Genomic DNA, 20,971 nt, shown 5'->3' on the forward strand with positions numbered 1-20,971 from the left:
TGGATTCCTCATGCGGTTTTTTCCTTTGCGGCACGAATGCATGACTGATCAAACATTGCAGCAGACCACACGCGCCGAAGCCGATGAAAGCGGCGCGCCGGCAGCCATCGAATTCAGCGAAGTCAGAAAGCACTACGGCGAGCGCACGGTCGTCGACGGTCTGTCGTTCGATGTTCGGCCCGGCGAATGCTTCGGACTGCTGGGTCCGAACGGCGCGGGCAAGACGACGACGCTCAAGATGCTGCTCGGCATCACCTCGCCCGATAGCGGCGCGATCCGGCTCGTCGGCGAGCCGGTGCCCGCTCGCGCCCGTTTCGCACGCGAGCGCGTGGGCGTCGTGCCGCAGTTCGACAATCTCGATCCCGATTTCACCGTGCGCGAAAACCTGACCGTGTTCGGCCGCTATTTCGGCCTGACGGGCGCGCGGATGGACGCGCTCGTGCCGTCGCTGCTGGAATTCGCCCGGCTGGAGAGCAAGGCCTACGCGCGCGTCGGCGAACTGTCGGGCGGCATGAAGCGGCGTCTCACGCTCGCGCGCGCGCTCGTCAACGATCCCGATGTACTCGTGATGGACGAACCGACCACCGGCCTCGATCCGCAGGCGCGGCATCTCATATGGGAACGGCTGCGCTCATTGCTCGCGCGCGGCAAGACGATTCTTCTGACTACGCACTTCATGGAAGAAGCCGAGCGTTTGTGCGACCGCCTTTGCGTGATCGAGGAAGGCCGCAAGATCGCCGAGGGACGGCCGCACGATCTGATCGAATCGGTGATCGGCTCGGATGTGATCGAGATCTACGGGCCCGATCCGCAGGCGCTCGCTGCCGAGCTCGCGCCTTTCGTCGAGCGCATGGAAGTGAGCGGCGAGACGCTCTTTTGCTACGTCGACGATCCGCAGCCCGTGCATGCGCGCGTGAAGGGCCGCGCCGACGTACGCTATCTGCATCGTCCGGCGAATCTCGAAGATGTGTTCCTGCGTCTCACGGGGCGCGAGATGGTGGATTGAATCCATGGATACGCTCGAACGAACTCGCATCGAAAGAAAGCGCGAGCCGAAGCACGCGGAAAGCTTCATGCCGCTCGCGAGCGCGTTGCCTGCGAACGCGACGCACTGGATGTCGGTATGGCGGCGCAACTATCTCGTCTGGAAGAAGCTCGCGATCGCTTCGATGATCGGCAATCTCGCCGATCCGATGATCTATCTCTTCGGTCTCGGGCTAGGTCTCGGCCTGATGGTCGGCCGCGTCGATGGCGTGTCGTATATCGCGTTCCTCGCGGCGGGCACGGCGGCATCGAGCGTAATGATGTCCGCGAGCTTCGAATCGATGTACTCGGGCTTCTCGCGCATGCACGTGCAGCGCACGTGGGAGGCGATCATGCATACGCCGCTCACGCTCGGCGATATCGTGCTCGGCGAGATCGTCTGGGCCGCGAGCAAGTCGGTGCTGTCGGGCGTGGCGATCATGATCGTCGCCGGTGCGCTCGGCTATGCGAGCTTTCCGTCGACGCTGATCGCGCTGCCTGTCATCGTGCTGACGGGACTCGCGTTCGCCAGCACGGCAATGGTCATCACCGCGCTCGCGCCGAGCTACGATTTCTTCATGTTCTATCAGACGCTCGCGCTCACGCCGATGCTCCTGCTCTCCGGCGTGTTCTTCCCGATCACGCAACTGCCCGCCATCGCGCAGCACGTCACGCAGGTGCTGCCGCTTTTTCATGCGGTGGAACTGATTCGTTCCGCGATGCTAGGCCGCCCGTTCGACGGTCTCGCGGTGCATGTGCTCGTACTCTTCGCGTATGCGGTCGTGCCGTTCTTCCTGTGCGCGTGGCTCTTCAGGCGACGCATGATGAAATGAAAAACGGCGATGGACTCGCAAGATCCATCGCCGTTTTCGCATCATCGGAAAGACGCGCTACTTGACCGGAAACTCGTGGTGCCCGCCGAAGCCGAAGCGCATCGCGGACAGCATGCGCTCGGGGAACGACTCGGCATCGCGCGAGCGGAAGCGCGTGTAAAGTGCCGCCGACAAGACCTGCGCGGGCACCGCTTCCTCGATCGCCGCCTCGATGGTCCAGCGCCCTTCGCCGCTGTCCGCGACTTCCGTCGAGAAGCGTTCGAGCGTGCCGTCGGTGGCGAGCGCGCCCGCGGTCAGATCGAGCAGCCACGACGACACCACGCTGCCGCGCCGCCATACTTCGGCGATATCCGCGAGATCGAGCGTATAGCGCTCGCCTTCCACGAGCTCCTTCGACTCCTTGTGCCTGAGGATATGAAAGCCCTCGGCATACGCCTGCATCAATCCGTACTCGATGCCGTTGTGCACCATCTTCACGAAGTGCCCCGAGCCGACCGGCCCGCAATGCATATAGCCGTTCTCGACGCGCGGATCGCGCCCTTCGCGGCCTGGCGTCGCGGGGATATCGCCGCGTCCTGGCGCGAGCGTCGCGAGAATCGGATCGAGCCGGCGCACGACCGCTTCGTCGCCGCCGATCATCATGCAGTAGCCGCGCTCGAGTCCCCAGATGCCGCCGGACGTGCCGACATCGACGTAATGGATGCCCTGCTCGCGCAACTGCGCGGCGCGGCGAATATCGTCCTTGTAGAAGCTGTTGCCGCCGTCGATGATCACGTCGTCCGCGCCGAGGATCTTGTGCAGATCGTTGAGCGTGTCCTCGGTGATCTTCCCGGCGGGCAGCATCAGCCAGACGACGCGCGGCGCGTCGAGCTTCGCGACGAGATCGCCGAGATCTTTCGCGCCCGTCGCGCCTTCGGCCGCAAGCGCTTCGGTCGCTTGCGGAGCATGGTCGTACACGACGCACGCATGTCCGGCGCGCATCAGGCGCCGCCCGATGTTGCCGCCCATGCGCCCCAGTCCCACGATGCCGATCTGCATGATGGTCACTCCTTGCCGTTGGATTTCACGCGCGCGATCTGCTTCTTCGCTTCGTCGTAGACGCGCTCCGGCGTGAAGCCGAACTTCGTCTTCAGCGCCTTCAGCGGCGCCGACGCGCCGAATGTGTGCATCACGATCTGCGATCCCAGACGGCCGACGTAGCGGTCCCAGCCGAGCGTCGCGGCCTGCTCGACGCAGACGCGCGCGTGCACGTCGGGCGGCAGCACCGATTCCTTGTACGCCTGATCCTGCTTCTCGAAGATGTCCCACGACGGCATCGACACGACGCGCGCCGCGATGCCTTCCGCCTTCAGCTTCTCGTACGCCTCGACGCACAGCGACACTTCGCTGCCGGTCGCGAGCAGCAGCACCTCGGGTTTCTTGCCGCCTTCGGTGTCGGCGAGCACGTACGCGCCGTGCTTAACGCCATCTGCCGATGCGTATTTCTTGCGATCGAAGGTCGGCAGCGGCTGGCGCGTCAGCACGATGCACGACGGCTCCTTCGGTTGCGACAGCGCCACGCGCCACACTTCGCTGACTTCGTTGGCATCGGCGGGACGCAGCGTACAGAGGCCCGGCACGCCGCGCAGGGATGCGAGTTGCTCGATCGGCTGGTGCGTCGGACCGTCTTCGCCGACGCCGATCGAATCGTGCGTGAACACGTAGATCACCGGCACTTCCATGATCGCGGAGAGGCGGATCGGCGGCTTCATGTAGTCGCTGAAGATCAGGAACGTCGACGCGTACGGCCGCAGCCCCGACAGCGCAAGCCCGTTCGCGACCGCGCCCATGCCGTGCTCGCGGATGCCGAAGTGCAGATTGCGTCCGCCGTAGTTGTCGTGCTCGAAGCTGCCGGCGCCCTCGAACTTTAGGTTCGTTTTCGTCGATGGCGCCAGGTCCGCCGCGCCGCCCAGCAGCCAGGGAATGCGCTGCGCGATCGCATTCAGCACCTTGCCCGACGAATCGCGCGTCGCAATGCCCTTCGCGTCCGGTTCGAAGGTGGGAATATCGGCGTCCCAGTTGTCGGGAAGCTTCGATTCGAGCATCTGCCACGCTTCTTTTGCCAGCTCCGGATTGGACTTCGCGTAGGCATCGAAGCGCTGCTTCCACTCGGCGTGCAGCTTCTTGCCGCGCGCGCCCATGCCGTCGGCGAAGTGCTGCATCACGCCGTCGGGCACGTAGAACTGCTTGTCTTCGGGCCAGCCGTAGAACTTCTTCGCGAGCTTGACCTCTTCCTCGCCGAGCGCCTCGCCGTGCGCGCTCGCCGTGTCCTGCTTGTTCGGCGCGCCCCAGCCGATGATGCTCTTCACGACGATGAGCGTCGGCTTGTCGGTGTGAGACTTCGCCTTGTTGATCGCGTCTTCGAGCGCGGCCGCGTCGTTGGCGTCGTCGACGTGCAGCGTGTGCCAGTTGTAGCCGTGAAAGCGCGCTTCCACGTCGTCGCTGTAGGCAAGATCCGTGTGGCCTTCGATCGTGATGCGGTTGCTGTCGTAGATCCAGATCAGGTTCGAGAGCCGCAGATGCCCCGCGAGCGACGCCGCTTCGTGCGACACGCCTTCCATCATGTCGCCGTCGCCGCAGAGCGCGTAGACGCGGTAATCGAAGATCGTGTCCTTGCCCTTGTTGAAGCGCGCCTCTTTCCAGCGCGCGGCCATCGCCATGCCGACGCTGTTGCCGAGGCCTTGCCCGAGCGGGCCGGTCGTGGTCTCGACGCCGGTCGTCATGCGGTATTCGGGGTGGCCGGGCGTCTTGCTGTCGAGCTGGCGGAAGTGCTCGATGTCGTCGAGCGACACCGCGGGCTTGCCGGTGGGCTTGCCGTCCTCGTCGAATTCCTTTACGCCGGCGAGATGCAGCAGCGAGTACAGCAGCATCGACGCATGGCCGACCGACAGCACGAAGCGGTCGCGATTCGGCCATAGCGGCGCGTCGGGATCGTAGCGGAGATGGTTCTGCCAGAGATGGAATGCGACGGGCGCGAGCGCCATCGGCGTGCCGGGGTGGCCGGAGTTGGCCTTCTGCACGGCGTCCATCGATAAGGTGCGGATGGTGTCGATCGTGAGTTGATCGAGATCTTTGGCCTGAGGTGTTGCTTGAGACATGAGCGACGACTCCTTTGCAAAGAGCGCGCTGTGGCGAAAGGCGCCGCAGCGGGCAACCAGGACCATCGAGCAAGTGTAGTGCCTTGCAGCCGGCACCGCACGGCGAGTGTTGCGGGTATTGCGAGGGGTGCGCCGTGCGCGCGGGGCGTGAGCGGCCTCACGCGGCACGGCGGTATTTTCAGGCGGAAGGCTGGCCCGCCGCACGAACGTCAATGCTGACACATTCGCGGCCAGCCCATCCGATTCTTCGTCAAATCGCTGACCGGACAGGGAATTTCAGGGCGCCGGATTCGGCTGGCGCTCGTGCAGCGCGTCGATTTCGGCCAGAATTTCCTCCGACAGTTCCACGTTCACGCTCGCGATGTTCTCCTTCAGTTGCGGCATCGACGTCGCGCCGATCAGCGTGCTCGTCGTGAACGGCCGCGTGTTGACGAATGCGAGCGCGAGTTGCGTCGGCGTCAGGCCGTGGCGCTTCGCCAGCTCGACGTAGGACGTGATCGCGGCGATTGCCTGCGGCTTGCTGTAACGCTGAAAGCGCTCGAACAGCGTGATGCGCGCGCCCGCCGGACGCGCGCCGCCTTCGTACTTGCCCGACAGCCAGCCGAACGCGAGCGGCGAATACGCCAGCAGCCCGACGCCTTCCTTGTGCGTGAACTCGGAGAGGCCCTGTTCGTAGGTGCGGTTCACGAGACTGTACGGATTCTGGATGCTGACGATCTTCGGCAGGCCCGCCTTCTCGGCCGCGCGCAGGAATTGCGCGACGCCCCACGGCGTTTCGTTCGACACGCCCACATGGCGGATCTTGCCCGCCTTCACGAGATCGGCCAGCGCGGCGAGCGTTTCCTCGATGGGCACCGTGTACTCATCGTCGACATACGGGTACGCCGGGCGGCCGAAGGTCATCGTGCTGCGGTCGGGCCAGTGCAGCTGATACAGATCGACGTAATCGGTTTGCAGGCGCTTCAGGCTGCCGTCGATGGCTTCGTTCAGGTTCTTGCGATCGAACTGGTTGCCCGCGCCGCGGATATGCCGCGGATTGTGCGGCTGGCGCGCGGGGCCGGCGATCTTCGTGGCGAGCACGATGTCGGCGCGTTTCGCGGCGTTTTTCGCGAGCCACGTGCCGATGTATTCCTCCGTGCGGCCCTGCGTCTCGGGGCGCGGCGGGACCGGGTACATCTCGGCGGCATCGATCAGGTTCACGCCCTGTGCGAGCGCGTAGTCGATCTGCTCGTGCGCTTCGCTTTCGGTATTTTGCTCGCCCCAGGTCATGGTGCCGAGCCCGATCAGGCTGACGTCGACACCCGAATCACCCAGTTTCCGAAACTTCATTTGCTCGTTCCTCTTGTTGGCATTGTGTTTGCGCGCTGTCGGCGCATTGTCGGAAACGCTGGCTGGCTGGCTTCCGGCAATCGCAAAACCTACCATAGCCGCGAAAGGTCTGCTCTCGCGGCTAGAATGGCAGGCTTCCAGTGAGGCCGTGAAGGAGCGCCCGACCGATGCCGTCCGAACGCGATCGCGACAATAAAAAGGGCTCGTCGCTCATCATCACGCTGGTCGCCGCGACTTTCTTCATGGAGAACCTCGACGGCACGATCATCGCCACGGCCTTGCCGCAGATGGCGCGCTCGTTCAACGTGCATCCCGCCGACATGAGCCTCGGCATCACGGCTTATCTCCTCACGCTCGCGGTCTTCATCCCGATTTCCGGCTGGGCCGCCGACCGCTTCGGCCTGCGCACCGTGTTCGCGAGCGCGATCGGCGTGTTCACGGCCGCCTCCGTTCTGTGCGCGACGACCTCCACCCTGCCCGCCTTCGCCGCGGCGCGCGTGCTGCAGGGCATCGGCGGCGCGATGATGGTGCCGGTCGGGCGCCTCGCCGTCTTGCGCGCGACGCCCAAGGAAGGCCTGATGCGCGCCATCGCGATCATCACGTGGCCGGGGCTCGTTGCGCCGGTAATCGGCCCGCCGCTCGGCGGCTTCATCACGACGTATTCGTCGTGGCGCTGGATCTTCTATCTGAACGTGCCGCTCGGCCTGATCGGCTTGCTGCTGACGCTGCGCTATATAGACAACGTGCGGGAGGACGCGAAGCGCCGCTTCGATCTGCCGGGCTTTGCGCTGTGCGGCATTGCGTGCACGACGCTGCTCTACGCGATGGAACTGATCGGCCGCAGCGACGTGGACTGGCGCTTCGTCGGCGTGCTGGTCGCGGTGGGCGTGGTTTCGGGCATCGGGTCGTGGTGGCATCTGCGGCGCGCGGCGCAGCCGGTGGTGGATCTGTCGGCGCTGAATGTGAAGACCTTCGCCGTGGCGATGGGCGGCGGCTCGCTCTTTCGCATCGCGATCAGCGCGGCGCCGTTCCTTTTACCGCTGATGTTCCAGGTCGGCTTCGGTATGAACGCGTTCGAATCGGGTTTGCTCACGCTCGCCGTGTTCGCGGGCAACCTCTCGATGAAGCTCGTCACCACGCCCGTGATGCGCCAGTTCGGCTTTCGGCCGGTGCTGATCGTAAACGGCGTGCTCGCCGCGCTGTCGCTTGCCGCGATGAGCCTGCTCACGCCGTCGACGCCCAAGCTCGCGATCGCCGTCGTGCTGTTCGCGAGCGGCCTCTCGCGCTCGCTGCAGTTCACCGCGCTCAACACGCTCTCCTTCGCCGATGTGCCGAAAGCGCAGATGAGCGGCGCGTCGGCGCTGTCCAGCACGCTCTTTCAGATGACGATGGGCATCGGCGTCGCGACGGGCGCGATCGCGCTGCGCATCGGCGAGTGGCTCCACGGGCACGACGCGCATTCCATCGGGCCGGAGGATTTCAGCGTCGCGTTTCTGATCGTCGCGTTCGTCGGGCTGGTGGGCGTGATGGATCTGTTCGGGCTGGCGAGGGACGCGGGCGCGCTCGTGTCGGGGCATCGGAAGCCTAAGGCGTGAAGCTTTTATGACGCGGCGTGGCTCAAGCCCGCGCCCTTCGCGCCGATAACCGCGGTATGAACTCGCATACCCTCGATGCCCTCGCTGCCCTGACCGAAACGGTCGCCGCCATCCGCCACGCACGCGGTCTCAAGAATCCCCACGATCTCCCCGAAGGCACGCACGAACGCCAGCTCGCCGCCGACGCTTTCGCCGACGACTTCCTGCGCGCGCTCGACGCCGAGCCGAGCATCGGTGCGTGGTGGCCTATCTGACTGTCATCGCATCGGCAAGGTCGCGGTATCGATCGCCGCGATCCGCATGATTCGATTCCCGGAATCGACTTCTTCTGAGTCAACTTTTGCTATTTGGCGAAACGTTTGCGTCCGGCTATCAAGTCGCGCGCACGCGCGCCGACAACTCGCATATCGCCATGACCCAATCAGGAGATGCCAGTGAAGTGGGCAGCGTCACTTTTCGCCATCGCGGTCGCCTTCGCCGCGGCCGGCTGCGCGCCGATCCCCCCGGCCAACACGGCTCAGATCGACAAGCCGGCGGCGTCCGCCGAGGTCATCCACTTCGAGATTCCCGCTGACGCGCTCGGCGCGCGCGACCCGCAACTCACCGCGATTCTCGCGAAAGCAGGCGCGCTCGCGGCCGCGCAAAAGCAGCCGACGACGATTCTCGTCACCGCGCTCGCGCAGGATTTCGCCTACCTCAACCAGGCGATCTGGAAAGGCGTGCCCGCGAAGCACGCGGTCAGGCTCAGCCTGGAAAATCTCACCGCCGGCCCACGACAGCCGTACAGCGTGTCCATCAAGCCGACGCAGGGAGGCTGACGTCATGCGCCGCATCCTGATTCTGGCCGCCGGAATGATCTTCGCGCCGAGCGCCTTCGCCGGCCCGCTCGACGTGAGCGCGCCCGCCTCCGTGCAAACGCTCGCCGCCCTCGGACCCGCCGTGCAGAAGGTCTACCCGCCCTTGCCCACGCTCGCGATGCTGCCGCCCGCCACCAGCGACGACGACGATCCGCCCGTCAAATCCGCGAGCAGGAAAGGCAGGAAAGCGCGCCGGGTCGCCGATTGCAAATGCAACGGCCCGGAACCCCGCCTCGTGGTGTCCGGCGAATCGCGCACGTATCTGAAGGACGTCGAGCATCGCATCGACATCGCGCTCGCGCAGTAATCGAAGGAGCCACGCAATGTTCCGTCCGATTCACGCGGCGCTCGCCGCTTGCCTGCTGCTTGCCGCGAGCGCTGCTCTCGCCGACGATTGCTTCGAGCAGGCCGCCGCCTATCAGGGCGTCAATCCGCTCGTGCTGCGCGCCGTGGCGTGGCGCGAATCCAAAGGCGATGCCGCCGCGATCAACCGCAACGCGAACGGCTCGATCGACATCGGCCAGTTACAGATCAACTCCATCCATTTTCCCGATCTGGCGCGCCACGGCATCCCGCATCGCGCGCTCGCCGATCCGTGCGTCAACGTGTTCGTCGCCGCGTGGCTGCTGAAGCAGAAGATGGTGAAGTACGGCAATACGTGGCAGGCGATCGGCGCGTATCACTCGGAATCGCCGAAGCATCGCGATGCCTACGCGCGCAGCATCCAGCAAATCCTCGTCGGCTGGGGCGAGTTGCAGCCCGCGATGCGCTGAGCACCGCCGGGCGCGCCCGCTCTAGCGCCGCAGCCAGTCGAGCCAGCCGAGCGCGATGGCCGCATTGACGAGCACGCCGATCGTCGCCGCGAGCGCCGCGATCATCGTCCAGAAGGCGGAGCGGCGCGACGCCTGCGCGGAGTCGCGCGCAAGCTGCGCGGCGTCGTTGGCGGAAGTCACGGACGCGAACATCGCGCGGAACTGCTCGTCCTGGCGCGTCGCCTCCTTGCGGCGCAGCCAGGCGCGCTTGAACCCGGCTTCGGGATCGGTGTCGGCGGATTCGTCGAGGTCCGCGCGGATCGAAGGCTCCCCAGCCGCCTCGTAACGGCGATAGCGTGCTTCGCGTACCGCTTGCGCATCGCTGTGCTCCTGGTTGTCGCTCATGCCGTTGATCCGCGTGGTGGACTTCGGTGATTGTGCCCCGCCTTCGCCCGAAGCGTTCGACTCAGAGCTGACTCATGCCGCCGTCGATCACGATCTCCGTGCCGACGATGAAACCCGATTCCGGCGATGCGAGATGCAGCACCGTCGCCGCCACTTCGCTCGACTTGCCGAAGCGTCCGAGCGGAATCTGGCTTTGCAGTTGCGCGCCCATTTCATCGCCGAGGCCGAGTTTGTCATGCAGCGGCGTGGTCACCGGACCGGGGCTCACCACATTCACGCGCACGCCGCGCGGCAGCAGTTCCGCCGACAGCGTCTTCGCGAACGACACGAGCGCCGCCTTGCTCGCCGCATACACAGACGACATCGGCATGCCGATATGCGCGTTGATCGAACCGTTCAGCACGATTGACGCGCCTTCGTTCAGGATCGGCACGAGCGACTGGATCTGGAAGTACGGTCCCTTCACGTTGATCGCGAAGGTTTCGTCCCATGTGGATTCGTCGATGTCGGTGAAAGGCGCGAGCTTGGCCACGCCTGCGTTGACGAAAACGGCATCGAGCCGGATGTCCGCGTCGGCCAGGCTTTGCGCGAGTTCGCGAGCCGCGGCGACGGTGCCCGCGACGTTGCGGATCGCGATCGCGTTCGCGCCGAGCGACGCGCGCGCTTGCGCCAGCGATGTTTCATCGCGCCCGGTGATGACGACCCGCGCGCCTTCCGCGGCGAATGCCTGCGCCGCCGCGAGACCGATGCCGCTGTTGCCGCCCGTAACCAGAACTGTCTTGCCTTCGAAGCGATTCATGACGTTCTCCTTGTGAACGTTGATCAGTGTGAAGGCATTATGGACAATGCTTTGCGCCTTGTTGTACGACGCTGCCGGCGCACTCGTTCGATTTCATCGAATGTCTTTCGTCTGCGTGACGCGGCCCACATATCCGCCTTGAATCGGCCGCGGCCGGCGCCTAGAGTTACGCAGTTCTCTCAGCCCGCTGACGTCGCACTTTCGACAGGAGGCGCACCATGCAAGACACCCAGGGCAATACCGACGCGCAGCCCACTCCGGAGCGGCTGCTGCAAATAGGCATGGGTTTCTGGGCGTCGAAGGCGATGCTCTCCGCCGTCGAACTGGGCGTGTTCACGCAGTTGGCGAACGGCCCGAGAGAGGCGGACGATCTCGCGCAGGCACTCGAACTGCATCCGCGCGCGGCGCTGGATTTCCTCGATACGCTCGTCGCGCTCGATCTGCTGACGCGCGAAAACGGCCGCTATGCGAATGCGAGCGACGCCGATCTCTTTCTCGATACCAACAAGCCTTCGTATGTCGGCGGGCTGCTCGAGATGGCGAACGCGCGCCTCTATCCGTTCTGGGGCTCGCTGACCGAGGCGCTGCGCACCGGCCTGCCGCAGAACGAAGCGAAGCACGGCGGCAATCTCTTCGAAGCGCTCTATAGCGATCCGGCGCGTCTGCGCGGCTTTCTCCACGCGATGAGCGGCGTCAGCATGGGCGCGGCCCAGGCAATCGCGCGGCAGTTTCCGTGGAGCGAGTACCGTACGTTCATCGATATCGGCGCGGCGCAGGGCGCGTTGCCGGTGCAGGTGGCGCGCGCGCACCCGCATCTGACGGGCGGCGGATTCGATTTGCCCATCGTCGGCCCGATTTTCGACGACTACATCGCCGCGAACGGCCTGCAGGACCGGCTGCGCTTTTATCCCGGCGATTTCTTCAAGGACCCGTGCCCGCCGGCGGACGTGCTCGTAATGGGCCATATCCTGCACGACTGGGATCTGCCGCAAAAGCTCGCGCTGCTCGGAAAATGCCACGCGGCGCTGCCGCCGGGCGGCTGTCTCATCGTGTACGACGCGATCATCGACGACGAGCGCCGGCACAACGCGTTCGGCCTTCTGATGAGCCTCAACATGCTGATCGAGACGCCGGGCGGCTTCGACTACACCGGCGCGCAATGCTGCGCGTGGATGAAGGAAGCGGGTTTCGCGACGGCGCGCGTCGAACCCCTCGTGGGACCGGATTCGATGGTGATCGCGACGAAGTGATCGCGACGAAGTAAGCGCGTCGCGGGCCGCGCGCCGCGATGCGTCGTCAGCGATCGTTCGACATGCCTTTCAGGCGATCGTTGCCCGCGTCGCGGGCCGCGTCGGCGGTGGAGAAGTTCTCTTCGGAGACCATGGCGCGCTTGACCTCGCGCGCCGCGAAATCGACGAGCGTGATGACCCACACGAAGCCGCCCGCCTGTTCCGCGGTCTGCACGAATGCGCCCAGATTGCCTTCATTCGACGATGCCATACCGACCTCCTCGTTCATGGTGATGCGCCCTGCCGGTGCCGCGGGACGCGGCTGCGCCGGCGATGCACTGCGTCGGCTGAACGGGCGCTTGCGGGCGGCAGCCGGCCGCCGTGATCAGGCCTCGAAGTCGAGACCGCCGAGCATCACCGACGGTTCCGCCTGCGAGCGCGTCGCGAGATCGACTTCGCGCGCACCCTGCCAGGCGTCGAGCTTGGCGCCGATCGCGTCGAGATAGCGCATGAATCGGGCCTCGCCGCCGGCGGCGAGCAGACGTTCGATCTCGTCGTCGTCCCAGGTCAGAAATACATTGAGCGGATACGGGAAAGCGCGCCGATGCGCGTCGCCCTCCTGTGGTGCACGCCCGGCGCTGACACGCAGGCGCGTTGGTACGAGCGGACTTTCATAAGGCAAGACTTCGACGCGCACGCCGTGATCGACGACACGCGCCACGCGCTCGACGATGCGCGGCATGAACTCGGTCTCGAACCGGAGCGCCTGTTGTCGATTCAATGCTTGTCTCCGCGAGCGGGACGCCTGCCGCGAGGCGGCGCCCGTGGCGACTCAGACGGGCGGCAGGTCTTCGAGCGATTTCTCGATCTGCCCGTCCTGCGCGCGCGCCTCGATGCCGATATGTCCGTTCGTATACGGCAGCGCGCTGACTTTCGGGCCGAGGAAAGGGTGGCCGCCGAGCGTGAAGAGCGTGCGGACTTCCTTGCCGCTCTTGATGGCGTCCACGACTTGCTGGACATCCACGATGGTGGTGGGCGCGGCCCAGTTGTTCGTGGCCGGATCGAAACTGCCCCAGCGCACGCTGGTCACGCGGTCGTTGATCCAGCGCACACCGTCGATCGCCAAAGTAGCCATATATGCCTCCAATGTCGTCGTTGGGGGGTGATTTGGAAATCGTAGCATGGTGTGACGAAGGCGGCGCACGTTTGCGCCGACCGAAACGATCGCGCGGCACGACCGATCTCCCGCGCTGCGGTAAAATCGCGGATTCCCTTTCAGATTCAAGTGGTTCGCTCGCAAGCGCGGCCGCTTTGCCCATGTCAGCCGTATCGAAGATCAGCCCCCGCCGCGTGTCCGTCGCACCGATGATGGATTGGACCGACCGTCATTGCCGGTCCCTGCACCGGCTCGTCTCGCGCCATGCGTGGCTCTACACGGAAATGGTCACGACGGGCGCGCTGCTCTACGGCGATGTCGCGCGCCATCTCGCATTCACGCCGGCGGAAGCGCCCGTCGCGCTGCAACTCGGCGGCAGCGAGCCGAACGATCTCGCGAAAAGCGCGAAGCTCGGCGAGCAATGGGGCTACGACGAGATCAACCTGAACTGCGGCTGCCCGTCCGAGCGCGTGCAGCGCGGCGCGTTCGGCGCGTGTCTGATGAACGAGCCGCGGCTTGTCGCCGACTGCGTGAAGGCCATGCGCGATGCCGTATCGATTCCGGTGACGGTGAAGCATCGCATCGGCGTGGATGCGGTCGAGGATTACGAGTTCGTGCGCGATTTCGTCGGCACCATCGCCGATGCCGGTTGCGAGGTGTTCATCGTGCATGCGCGCAATGCGATCCTCAAAGGACTGAGCCCGAAGGAGAATCGCGAGATTCCGCCGCTCAAGTACGAGTACGCGTATCGGCTGAAGCGCGACTTCCCGCATCTGGAGATATCCATCAACGGCGGCATCAAGACGCTGGATGAAGTCGAGGAGCACCTGAAGCATGTCGACGGCGTGATGCTCGGGCGCGAGGCTTATCACAATCCGTATGTGCTCGCGGGCGTCGATACGCGCTTCTATGGCGCCGACACGCCCATTCCCTCGCGCGAAGAAATCGAGGCGGGGCTCATCGGCTATGCGCGCCATGAACTCGCGCGCGGCACGTATCTCGGCGCGGTGACGCGGCATGCGCTCGGTCTTTATCGCGGCGTCGCGGGCGCGCGCGGATGGCGCCGCGTGCTGTCCGACAGCCGCCGGCTGGCCACGGGCGATCTCACGATTTTCGACGAGGCGCGGGCTCATCTGCGCGAGGCCGTGGAAGCGATCGAATCCTGATGCGCGCCTTGCGGAAAAAGATGCTCAAAGGGACTAGGCAAGCGCAATCATTGTTCGTATAATCTCGCTTCTTGATTGCTGCTGCAGTTCTGAAGCAGTCAGGATCGCGGTAACAGTGGTGGCTGTAGCTCAGTTGGTAGAGTCCAGGATTGTGATTCCTGTCGTCGTGGGTTCGAGTCCCATCAGCCACCCCACCGAGAATTCTAAGCGAGTCAACGCTTTACCGAAAAGGCACTGTGATTTTTCACAGTGCCTTTTTTGTTTTCGCTCCCGCGAAAATTCCCATTTTGGAAATCGACGTGCCTCGTATGCTCATGTGCCAGAGCCATTCGATATAGGCACGCGCGATTGCGGCTCGCAAGTGACCGCGATGCCAGAGAATGACGTGCGTTCTGGTGTGGGCAACGGGCGCATGACGAAGACCGTGAGCGGTCCGTCACGCCGAACCCTTGTCGATGGCAGGCCGCAGCCTGAAACACCGCGTGAAACCGAGAACGATACTCACGCTGAGCGCTCGCATGGCGCTCGTTCATCTGTAGCCCTTGGTCGGCCGCGCCGGGCTTCTGTTATTGAGGCCGTGTCTTTGCGCGCGCGGACGCCATGCGCGCGTATCGACCCTCGCGGATAGGAATGCTCGAGCCAATTCGCACAACACGATTACTCAGTTTCTCGTCGCCACTCAATATGATCGTGACTTGCTTGAAAATTCCGCTTGGTGTGACGAATGAGCGTTGATCGAAACGAATGAACTCCGCAGAGCGTTCAGGGAGCTTCAACTTTTCGTACCCGCTGTAGTTATCGTGAGCAATGGGACCGATGCAATACCGAGTTCCCTCTACTAGCTGAAACCTGTTGATTCCCTCGAACTCGTTCCCCCACAGAGCCGCATTAAGTTCCATTTCCAGCAATTCGGCCGTCCAATACCCTATGGGGGTGTTCCCAATGGCCGGGACAAAGAAGCAGTTGCTGAGGATGGCCGAGGTCCCTCCATACGCGCGATAAAGTATTTCACCACCCTTGGCCTCCGTCTCCAACGGCGGCTCGGAGAATCCGGCCAACATCCACGAGGGAATTGCAGACGCCTGGTCCATTACGCCTCCTTATCTCTGAGTGAAAAAACCGGGGTTAGGTTTTCCGAATGTGTCGGAAGGCATCCTCGTGGCTAAGAAGTGCTGCTAGCAGCACAGGGGGGTTTTTCAGCCGAGGTTGACGATTCTCTTACGGATAATTGCCCCTTCATGACCCAGCACAAGGCGGACGCGGCACTCGTGCGGACGTCACCGATATGACAGTAACGCATCGAAGATTTCGTCATTGGAACATTGCAAAGCCCCATACGCCCAGAACTCAAACTGTTCACCGGGCTCAGGTGAATCCGGAAAGTCATAATCAGAGCCTAATAACTTGTTGACTCTGCGAACGTAATGAACCATTTCATGCAATAGAGGAGATTCGAAGCGCCTCTTATTGTTGATGAGGTCGATGTCAGCAAGGCACTTCTCTAGCGGTACAACGCGGACCGCAGAACCAATAACCATCTTTGTATCGAATATCTCGGGTGGGTTTGAGCCGCATATCCGTGAATTTGTGTTCGTGTCTTTCATAAACTCCGCGCCGATTGCGACTTTCGGAAATTCGCCCCACGTCAATGCCTTGATTGCGCCATTCTTTGTTCCACATGCTTTGACGAATGCATCGAAAATGACCGGACGGTGCTTCTTCAAAACGGTCGGATTGAGATCGTGCTTCATATGTAGTGTGCAGCGCGGATATGTGGCCGACGAGCTAGTATCGAAAATCATGACAGGAGCTCCAATTAGTCTGCCGGAATGGGTGGCGCGTCGGTCCTAAATCCGACGACAAACTACTCGTGCTAGACGAAAAGGTGCGACCAGTTTTGAAAAACATCGTCGCCGAATCAGGACAAATAGCAGAGCGTCGCGAGGCAGCACAACGGACGCGCGAGTGCGCTTTCTGCGGCCCAGCGGCACCCCTCGGCGGCGGAGGCAACGGCGAGAGCGGAACGGTCAGGCACAAGCGTAACGACTTCAACTTACTTGTGGGATCGAACAAGAAAAAAGCCCATGTATTCGATGGGACCATTTTCGAGAAGTGTTCGCATCAATAGGACTAAAACGCTTGCCCCGTTAGCTGGATGATCAGGATTGTGATTCCTGTCGTCGTGGGTTCGAGTCCCATCAGCCACCCCACCGAGAATTCATGCAAAAAGCCCAGTCATCCGACTGGGCTTTTTGCTTATCCGGCTCGCCTCGGGCACGCGGCATGCACGTCCATATTCTCCCCTTCGCGGAGAACAATCATGCCCCGGCAACATCTCGCGATCGCCGCCCTCCTGCTCGTCACCACATTCCCAGCCCACGCCCAGACCGCCCGCCCCGACGACAGCGCATCGATGGTCAAACCGCCGGGCGCCCCCGGCGCGCCTTCCGCGAGCGCCACGCGCCCCGACAACCCCGACAACATGCCCGTGAAGCGTCCAAATCCACCGCCAAACAGCGACCGCATGCTGCATCACAGCCCCGCGAGCGACGCCATCGCAAAATAGCGCGCAAGAAGGCTCAGACCCGGCTTGGAAGCGCGCGCGACGCCACTATAATGGCGCTCGTCTCGATAATCGGAGAGAACCGCGCCTCCGGCTCCAAGCGGTCTAGCCAATGCAAAAAGTCATTCTGCCGTTCGTATCTGGTTTCCTTGCCGCGCTGTTCTTCCGCGAATCGACCCTGGCGCTGCTGCACGCAGCGGGTCTCGTCGATCCGGCCGGCTTTTCCACCACACCGTTCCTTCCGCTCGGCATCCCCGAATTCATCGCCAATGCGCTGTGGAGCTCGATATTCGGCGTGTTGATGGCGTGGCTCCTGCGCGTCGCGCCCGACCGCAGCGCGCCGTGGATCGGCGCACTCGTCTTCGGCGGCATCGTGCTGACGGCGGTGGGCGTGTTCGTGATCGACCCGGCGCGCGGCATCTGGCCGAGCGGCAATATGCTGCCGCGTCTCGCGCCGGGCTTCATCGCGAACGCCATCTGGGGCTGGGGCGCGCTCGTCTTCATGCGCGCGTTCATGGCGGGCAGCGAGCCGCGTTGATGCAGCGCTGATCGCGGCCCGGCGCCCAAATCAAAAGCGGCCCACACGGGCCGCTCTTCTCAGCATCAGTCCTTCAGAAGCCGCAGCGGGTGCGCCGCGGGCGTCCACGCGCTCTCGAACATCCGATCCACATCGGCGGCTTCCACGTCCTCGGCGCGCGCGATTCTCCAGCGCGGCTCGTTGTCCTTGTCGACGATGCGCGCACGAATGCCCTCCAGCACGTCGCCGCGCTCGAACACCGTGCGCGTGAGGTCGAGATCGCGTCGCAGCGTCTCGGCCATCGTCGAGAACTTGGCGCGGTCGACCTGCTGCAACGCGATATCGACGGAAAGCGGCGAACGCTCGCGCAGCTCGGCGGCCGTGCGCTTCGCCCAGTCGTTGCCGATGTCCGCCTCGCGCTCGAGCGACACGAGTATCGAGGCGCCGTTGCCGGCCGCGAAGTGCTTGTCGATCATCGTGCGCGCCGCGGCGAGCTCGCCCTTTTCGGGGATCGGCGCGACCTTGTACTTCGTGGTTTCGTTCTGCACGAAGCGCACGATCTCCACGCCGTCGAGAAAGCGCTGATGCCGCAGCGATTCGATGAGACCGGGCAGCGCGCCGTCGTCGAGATAGGCATCGGCCATGCGGGCATAGAGCGCGTCGGCGGCGGCGAGACTCGCGCCCGTCGCGGCGAGATAGCGGCCGATCGCGCCCGGCGTGCGCGCAAGGAACCAGCTCACGCCGACATCGGGAAAGAGGCCTATGCGCGTCTCGGGCATGGCCATCTTCGTCGACTGCGTGACGAGGCGCAGCCCGCCCGTATGATGCGCGCCCTGCGAGATGCCCATGCCGCCGCCCATCACCACGCCGTTCACGACCGCGACATACGGCTTCGGAAACGTGAAGATCGCGTGATTGAGCTTGTATTCGTCGGTGAAGAACGCGTCGATCGCGTCGCGCTCGCCCGCCTTCGCGGACTCGTACAGGAAGCGGATATCGCCGCCCGCGCAAAACGCGCGCACGTGCGGGCTATAGACGACGACAGCGCGGATCGCCTGATCGTGCCGCCACGCGCGCAATGCTTCGCTGATCGCGCGCAGCATCGGCGGCGTCAACGCGTTGAGTGCCTTCGGACGATCGAGCGCAATGAAGCCGATGCCGTTGGCGGTGTCGATACGGATGTCTTCGGTGGTCATCGTGATGAAGTGTCGGGTCGGTTCGCTGAATTGAATCGAAGTTCGGTACCCCCGGGTCGAGGCGCGTGCGCCTGCGCGAACCACGCATCGAGCGACAGGTCGACGAGCGTCGCGGCCGGCGTCTCGGGCAACGGCGCGCCGTTCAGCTTCAGCGCGACGATGCCATGCAGATTCGCCCACAGCCCTTCCGCGCACGCGGTCGGCGCGGCGTGCGGCGGCAGCCGGTCCGCCGCGCGCAGTTCGACGAACGCGTCCACGATCAGCGAGAGCGTCGCCGCGACGGACCCGGCCGCCTTGTCGGTGCGATCGGCATGATCGGCGCCGTTCGCGTCCGTGTCGCTGAAACCCGCGGGCTCCATGAACATCAGCCGATACGTCTCGGGCTCGGCCAGCCCGAATTCGACATACGCGCGCGCCATCGCGTTCAGGCGCGCGGCCGGGTCCGCGATTGTTGCGTGCGCGAGAAACGCGTCGTGCAGGTTCGCGTGGCCTTCCATGCGCAACGCCCGCGCGATCTCGCCACGGCTCTTGAAATGAAGATAGAGCGCGGCGGGCGAATAGTCGATCGCGTCCGCGAGCTTTCTCATCGAGAGCGATGCGAAGCCTTCACGCTTCACGATCTCGCGCGAGACTTCGAGTATGCGCTCGCGCAGCGCCTGGCGCTGCTCGCGTCTTTGCTCGGTGCGGCGCTCTTGCAGTCCCATGCGAGGCATTGTCGGCACCGCTTCTGTCGAAGTCAAATCGCGGCGCGGCGGCGCGCGCTCAGATGGTCATCTTGCTGTCGTCGCGGCGCCGGGATGCCGCGCGATAAAGCGGCTCCTCCGAATCGCCCAGCACAACGGACGCAAACACGATGCACAACGCAAGAATCAGGACACCGACGGCTGCCCAGATGAGCCATAGCGCGTTGGACTCGACAAGTGAGTGAAGAAAGGACTGAAGCATGATGACCCCGCGCGATTTTTATATTTGATTGCTCGAACGAAAGCGCAAGCCGTTGAGCAAGTAATGTGCCGAGCGAATCGCATCGCGTGCGGCGAATAGGAGGATGGTACTCCGTTGCGCGATCACGCGGAAGGCGCGCGACGCATCTCGCTTCGATAAAAACACGCTCGAATGGAGGTCTTACATCGCGCCGTGTAAGAGCGGAAGGTCGCCTTCGCGCGAAACGCGCCGGTCATCGCATCAGACCGTCACGCGCCCCGGCGGAAAGTGTCCGCTTTTCAGGAGCACGGGCATGCCGTTGGTCACGCGCAGATGCTCGCGCGCGACCTCTTCGATGCGCGGGCGGCCCGCATCGAACGCGCTGATCCAGCCGGTGCTGTCGTAGGTCTGCGCGCCGAAATGATCTTCCAGCGCTTCGACCGAAATCGCGCACGGCACGCGCCGGCCATCGACGATCGCAGCGAACTCGACGGTCAGGTTGGAATCGCGGTAATCGGGCGCGTCCGGGAGGAATCGAATATTCATGATTGTCTCGTTGCTTGGGCGTGGCGCCGATAAGGCGTGCATCCGACCGGGACCGACGCGAAGACGTTCAGGCGCTCCATGCTTCATTCGCGCGAGCCTGTTTGCGACACCGCAAACGATCGCACGAATCGATTCGGCGACTATGGTACTCGCGCTCGCGCCGCGCGGTCCAGCGCCGCCCTCTTCACGCGGCAAGCACGGATTCGTCGACATCGACGACGAGCAGCGAGCTCGCCAAAGGATCGGCATAGTTGAAGTCGAGCAGCCGGCTCATGTCGCGCACGCGATCGCATACGCGCTGACGCGCTTCCCCCGACAGGCGCGGATAGTCGCGCAGCACCTGCGCGTCGAAGCGATAGTGCACGCCCCACGCGATATTGCCGGGATGGTTCGCCACGCCGCCCGTGCGCCAGCTCACGAAGAGCGCGGGCGTTGCCTCCAGGCCCACTTCCGCGACGTCGGCGCCGCTCGGAAAGAGATCGATGAGGCAACTCGCGACGTCATACAGTACGGTGTGTCGAAGATGAACGGGGCGCATCACGTCGCTTGCAGCAAGCGGTCGATGTATTCGCGCGCGGCCTGTTCCACATGCGCGAGCGCCTCGCCTTCGGTCGCAAAGCGCCGCTCGGGTCCGAGATCGACGAGCGCCTCGAAACGATGCACGTCGTCAGGCCCGCCACGCGCGAGGCTCACCGAGCCGACATAGATCGGCGCGCCGCCATCGCTTTCGGTGTGCGTCTGCACGAGCCGCGCCGAAGCGCTGATGTAGAACCCTCTGTACGGCCCCGTGACTCTTTCCGCCATGTCGTGCCTCCTTATTTGCGTGCGGCGTGCGCCAGTGCGTGCGCCAGTTGTCGCCCGCGGCCCCGGCAGGCAATTCCAACCGATCTTCGAGATGAATAAGGCGCGCGAACCGGAAAATAGTTCATCGGTATGGTCGGCGC

27 protein-coding genes and 1 tRNA gene are annotated in these 20,971 nt (G+C 64.1%); 12 read left to right on the forward strand and 16 right to left on the reverse strand.

Annotated elements, in window-relative coordinates; genetic code table 11:
• Positions 1 to 40 precede the first annotated feature (40 nt).
• Together nodI and AC1Z32_RS21155 are read left to right on the forward strand one after the other, a co-directional pair.
• Positions 41 to 1,006 (forward strand): nodulation factor ABC transporter ATP-binding protein NodI, encoded by a 966-nt coding sequence (nodI, locus tag AC1Z32_RS21150; RefSeq protein ID WP_483480419.1) that lies wholly within the window; start codon positions 41 to 43, stop codon positions 1,004 to 1,006.
• A 67-nt stretch (positions 1,007 to 1,073) separates the two neighbouring features.
• On the forward strand, positions 1,074 to 1,856 hold the full coding sequence (locus tag AC1Z32_RS21155; RefSeq protein WP_483481707.1) for an ABC transporter permease: 783 nt from the start codon (positions 1,074 to 1,076) through the stop codon (positions 1,854 to 1,856).
• A gap of 57 nt (positions 1,857 to 1,913) precedes the next feature.
• Here the strand turns inward: AC1Z32_RS21155 and gnd are convergent, their stop codons facing one another.
• The 3 genes from gnd to AC1Z32_RS21170 all read right to left on the reverse strand — a co-directional run bounded on the left by gnd (position 1,914) and on the right by AC1Z32_RS21170 (position 6,322).
• Positions 1,914 to 2,918, reverse strand: coding sequence for a phosphogluconate dehydrogenase (NAD(+)-dependent, decarboxylating) (gnd, locus tag AC1Z32_RS21160; protein WP_483481708.1), 1,005 nt, complete (start codon positions 2,916 to 2,918; stop codon positions 1,914 to 1,916).
• A complete protein-coding gene (gene tkt / locus AC1Z32_RS21165; RefSeq protein WP_483480420.1) occupies positions 2,900 to 4,993 on the reverse strand; it encodes a transketolase in 2,094 nt (697 codons plus the stop codon). Before tkt ends, gnd begins: the two co-directional genes overlap by 19 nt.
• 276 nt (positions 4,994 to 5,269) lie before the next feature.
• On the reverse strand, positions 5,270 to 6,322 hold the full coding sequence (locus tag AC1Z32_RS21170; protein ID WP_483480421.1) for an NADP(H)-dependent aldo-keto reductase: 1,053 nt from the start codon (positions 6,320 to 6,322) through the stop codon (positions 5,270 to 5,272).
• A gap of 167 nt (positions 6,323 to 6,489) precedes the next feature.
• On the opposite strand from AC1Z32_RS21170, the gene AC1Z32_RS21175 reads away from it, so the two are divergent.
• The 5 genes from AC1Z32_RS21175 (at position 6,490) to AC1Z32_RS21195 (ending at position 9,547) form a co-directional block, all read left to right on the forward strand.
• A complete protein-coding gene (locus AC1Z32_RS21175; protein ID WP_483480422.1) occupies positions 6,490 to 7,917 on the forward strand; it encodes an MFS transporter in 1,428 nt (475 codons plus the stop codon).
• Positions 7,918 to 7,973: 56 nt separating this feature from the next.
• The gene (locus AC1Z32_RS21180; RefSeq protein WP_483480423.1) at positions 7,974 to 8,171 is read left to right on the forward strand and encodes a hypothetical protein; all 198 of its coding nucleotides are present in this window, start codon (positions 7,974 to 7,976) and stop codon (positions 8,169 to 8,171) included.
• Between the two features lie 174 nt (positions 8,172 to 8,345).
• Positions 8,346 to 8,735, forward strand: a complete 390-nt coding sequence (locus tag AC1Z32_RS21185) for a hypothetical protein (RefSeq protein ID WP_483480424.1) — start codon at positions 8,346 to 8,348, stop codon at positions 8,733 to 8,735.
• A gap of 4 nt (positions 8,736 to 8,739) precedes the next feature.
• Entirely contained in the window at positions 8,740 to 9,081 is a 342-nt protein-coding gene (locus AC1Z32_RS21190) for a hypothetical protein (RefSeq protein WP_483480425.1), read from the forward strand.
• A gap of 16 nt (positions 9,082 to 9,097) precedes the next feature.
• On the forward strand, positions 9,098 to 9,547 hold the full coding sequence (locus AC1Z32_RS21195; RefSeq protein ID WP_483480426.1) for a lytic transglycosylase domain-containing protein: 450 nt from the start codon (positions 9,098 to 9,100) through the stop codon (positions 9,545 to 9,547).
• A gap of 21 nt (positions 9,548 to 9,568) precedes the next feature.
• Here the strand turns inward: AC1Z32_RS21195 and AC1Z32_RS21200 are convergent, their stop codons facing one another.
• Both AC1Z32_RS21200 and AC1Z32_RS21205 read right to left on the reverse strand, forming a co-directional pair.
• Positions 9,569 to 9,931, reverse strand: coding sequence for a hypothetical protein (locus tag AC1Z32_RS21200; protein WP_483480427.1), 363 nt, complete (start codon positions 9,929 to 9,931; stop codon positions 9,569 to 9,571).
• A 61-nt stretch (positions 9,932 to 9,992) separates the two neighbouring features.
• Positions 9,993 to 10,730: an SDR family oxidoreductase gene (locus AC1Z32_RS21205; protein WP_483480428.1), complete on the reverse strand. Its 738-nt coding sequence runs from the start codon at positions 10,728 to 10,730 to the stop codon at positions 9,993 to 9,995.
• Positions 10,731 to 10,948: 218 nt separating this feature from the next.
• Between AC1Z32_RS21205 and AC1Z32_RS21210 the strand changes: the two genes are divergently transcribed.
• The gene (locus tag AC1Z32_RS21210) at positions 10,949 to 11,980 is read left to right on the forward strand and encodes a methyltransferase (RefSeq protein ID WP_483480429.1); all 1,032 of its coding nucleotides are present in this window, start codon (positions 10,949 to 10,951) and stop codon (positions 11,978 to 11,980) included.
• A 46-nt stretch (positions 11,981 to 12,026) separates the two neighbouring features.
• On the opposite strand, the gene AC1Z32_RS21215 is transcribed toward AC1Z32_RS21210, so the two are convergent.
• The 3 genes from AC1Z32_RS21215 to AC1Z32_RS21225 form a co-directional block, all read right to left on the reverse strand.
• The gene (locus AC1Z32_RS21215) at positions 12,027 to 12,230 is read right to left on the reverse strand and encodes a hypothetical protein (protein ID WP_483480430.1); all 204 of its coding nucleotides are present in this window, start codon (positions 12,228 to 12,230) and stop codon (positions 12,027 to 12,029) included.
• Positions 12,231 to 12,344: 114 nt separating this feature from the next.
• The gene (locus AC1Z32_RS21220; RefSeq protein ID WP_483480431.1) at positions 12,345 to 12,740 is read right to left on the reverse strand and encodes a DUF5594 family protein; all 396 of its coding nucleotides are present in this window, start codon (positions 12,738 to 12,740) and stop codon (positions 12,345 to 12,347) included.
• A 51-nt stretch (positions 12,741 to 12,791) separates the two neighbouring features.
• The gene (locus AC1Z32_RS21225; protein WP_483480432.1) at positions 12,792 to 13,094 is read right to left on the reverse strand and encodes a hypothetical protein; all 303 of its coding nucleotides are present in this window, start codon (positions 13,092 to 13,094) and stop codon (positions 12,792 to 12,794) included.
• Between the two features lie 182 nt (positions 13,095 to 13,276).
• On the opposite strand from AC1Z32_RS21225, the gene dusA reads away from it, so the two are divergent.
• Positions 13,277 to 14,281 (forward strand): tRNA dihydrouridine(20/20a) synthase DusA, encoded by a 1,005-nt coding sequence (gene dusA, locus AC1Z32_RS21230; protein ID WP_483480433.1) that lies wholly within the window; start codon positions 13,277 to 13,279, stop codon positions 14,279 to 14,281.
• 118 nt (positions 14,282 to 14,399) lie between these two features.
• A tRNA-His gene (locus AC1Z32_RS21235) sits at positions 14,400 to 14,475 on the forward strand.
• 372 nt (positions 14,476 to 14,847) lie between these two features.
• Here the strand turns inward: AC1Z32_RS21235 and AC1Z32_RS21240 are convergent.
• Complete coding sequence (locus tag AC1Z32_RS21240; RefSeq protein ID WP_483480434.1) at positions 14,848 to 15,372, reverse strand: hypothetical protein; 525 nt, start codon at positions 15,370 to 15,372, stop codon at positions 14,848 to 14,850.
• A gap of 186 nt (positions 15,373 to 15,558) precedes the next feature.
• A complete protein-coding gene (locus AC1Z32_RS21245) occupies positions 15,559 to 16,083 on the reverse strand; it encodes a hypothetical protein (protein WP_483480435.1) in 525 nt (174 codons plus the stop codon).
• A gap of 518 nt (positions 16,084 to 16,601) precedes the next feature.
• On the opposite strand from AC1Z32_RS21245, the gene AC1Z32_RS21250 reads away from it, so the two are divergent.
• Positions 16,602 to 16,847 carry a hypothetical protein gene (locus AC1Z32_RS21250; protein ID WP_483480436.1) on the forward strand — a complete coding sequence of 82 codons (246 nt, stop codon included), beginning with the start codon at positions 16,602 to 16,604 and terminating at the stop codon, positions 16,845 to 16,847.
• Positions 16,848 to 16,956: 109 nt separating this feature from the next.
• The gene (locus tag AC1Z32_RS21255; RefSeq protein ID WP_062604410.1) at positions 16,957 to 17,382 is read left to right on the forward strand and encodes a hypothetical protein; all 426 of its coding nucleotides are present in this window, start codon (positions 16,957 to 16,959) and stop codon (positions 17,380 to 17,382) included.
• 65 nt (positions 17,383 to 17,447) lie between these two features.
• Here AC1Z32_RS21255 and AC1Z32_RS21260 read toward each other — a convergent pair whose 3' ends face one another.
• From AC1Z32_RS21260 to AC1Z32_RS21285, 6 genes are all read right to left on the reverse strand, one after another.
• A complete protein-coding gene (locus AC1Z32_RS21260; RefSeq protein ID WP_483480437.1) occupies positions 17,448 to 18,557 on the reverse strand; it encodes an enoyl-CoA hydratase/isomerase family protein in 1,110 nt (369 codons plus the stop codon).
• Positions 18,554 to 19,261 (reverse strand): TetR/AcrR family transcriptional regulator, encoded by a 708-nt coding sequence (locus AC1Z32_RS21265; RefSeq protein WP_483480438.1) that lies wholly within the window; start codon positions 19,259 to 19,261, stop codon positions 18,554 to 18,556. The genes AC1Z32_RS21260 and AC1Z32_RS21265 overlap by 4 nt, the downstream gene beginning before the upstream one ends.
• Positions 19,262 to 19,319: 58 nt before the next feature.
• Positions 19,320 to 19,502 (reverse strand): hypothetical protein, encoded by a 183-nt coding sequence (locus AC1Z32_RS21270; RefSeq protein ID WP_062604413.1) that lies wholly within the window; start codon positions 19,500 to 19,502, stop codon positions 19,320 to 19,322.
• 240 nt (positions 19,503 to 19,742) lie between these two features.
• Complete coding sequence (locus AC1Z32_RS21275) at positions 19,743 to 20,027, reverse strand: DUF1488 family protein (protein ID WP_483480439.1); 285 nt, start codon at positions 20,025 to 20,027, stop codon at positions 19,743 to 19,745.
• A 184-nt stretch (positions 20,028 to 20,211) separates the two neighbouring features.
• Entirely contained in the window at positions 20,212 to 20,565 is a 354-nt protein-coding gene (locus tag AC1Z32_RS21280) for a hypothetical protein (protein ID WP_483480440.1), read from the reverse strand.
• A complete protein-coding gene (locus AC1Z32_RS21285) occupies positions 20,565 to 20,831 on the reverse strand; it encodes a hypothetical protein (protein ID WP_483480441.1) in 267 nt (88 codons plus the stop codon). Before AC1Z32_RS21285 ends, AC1Z32_RS21280 begins: the two co-directional genes overlap by 1 nt.
• Positions 20,832 to 20,971: the final 140 nt, after the last annotated feature.

Source organism: Caballeronia sp. 11_S32, from assembly GCF_056930355.1.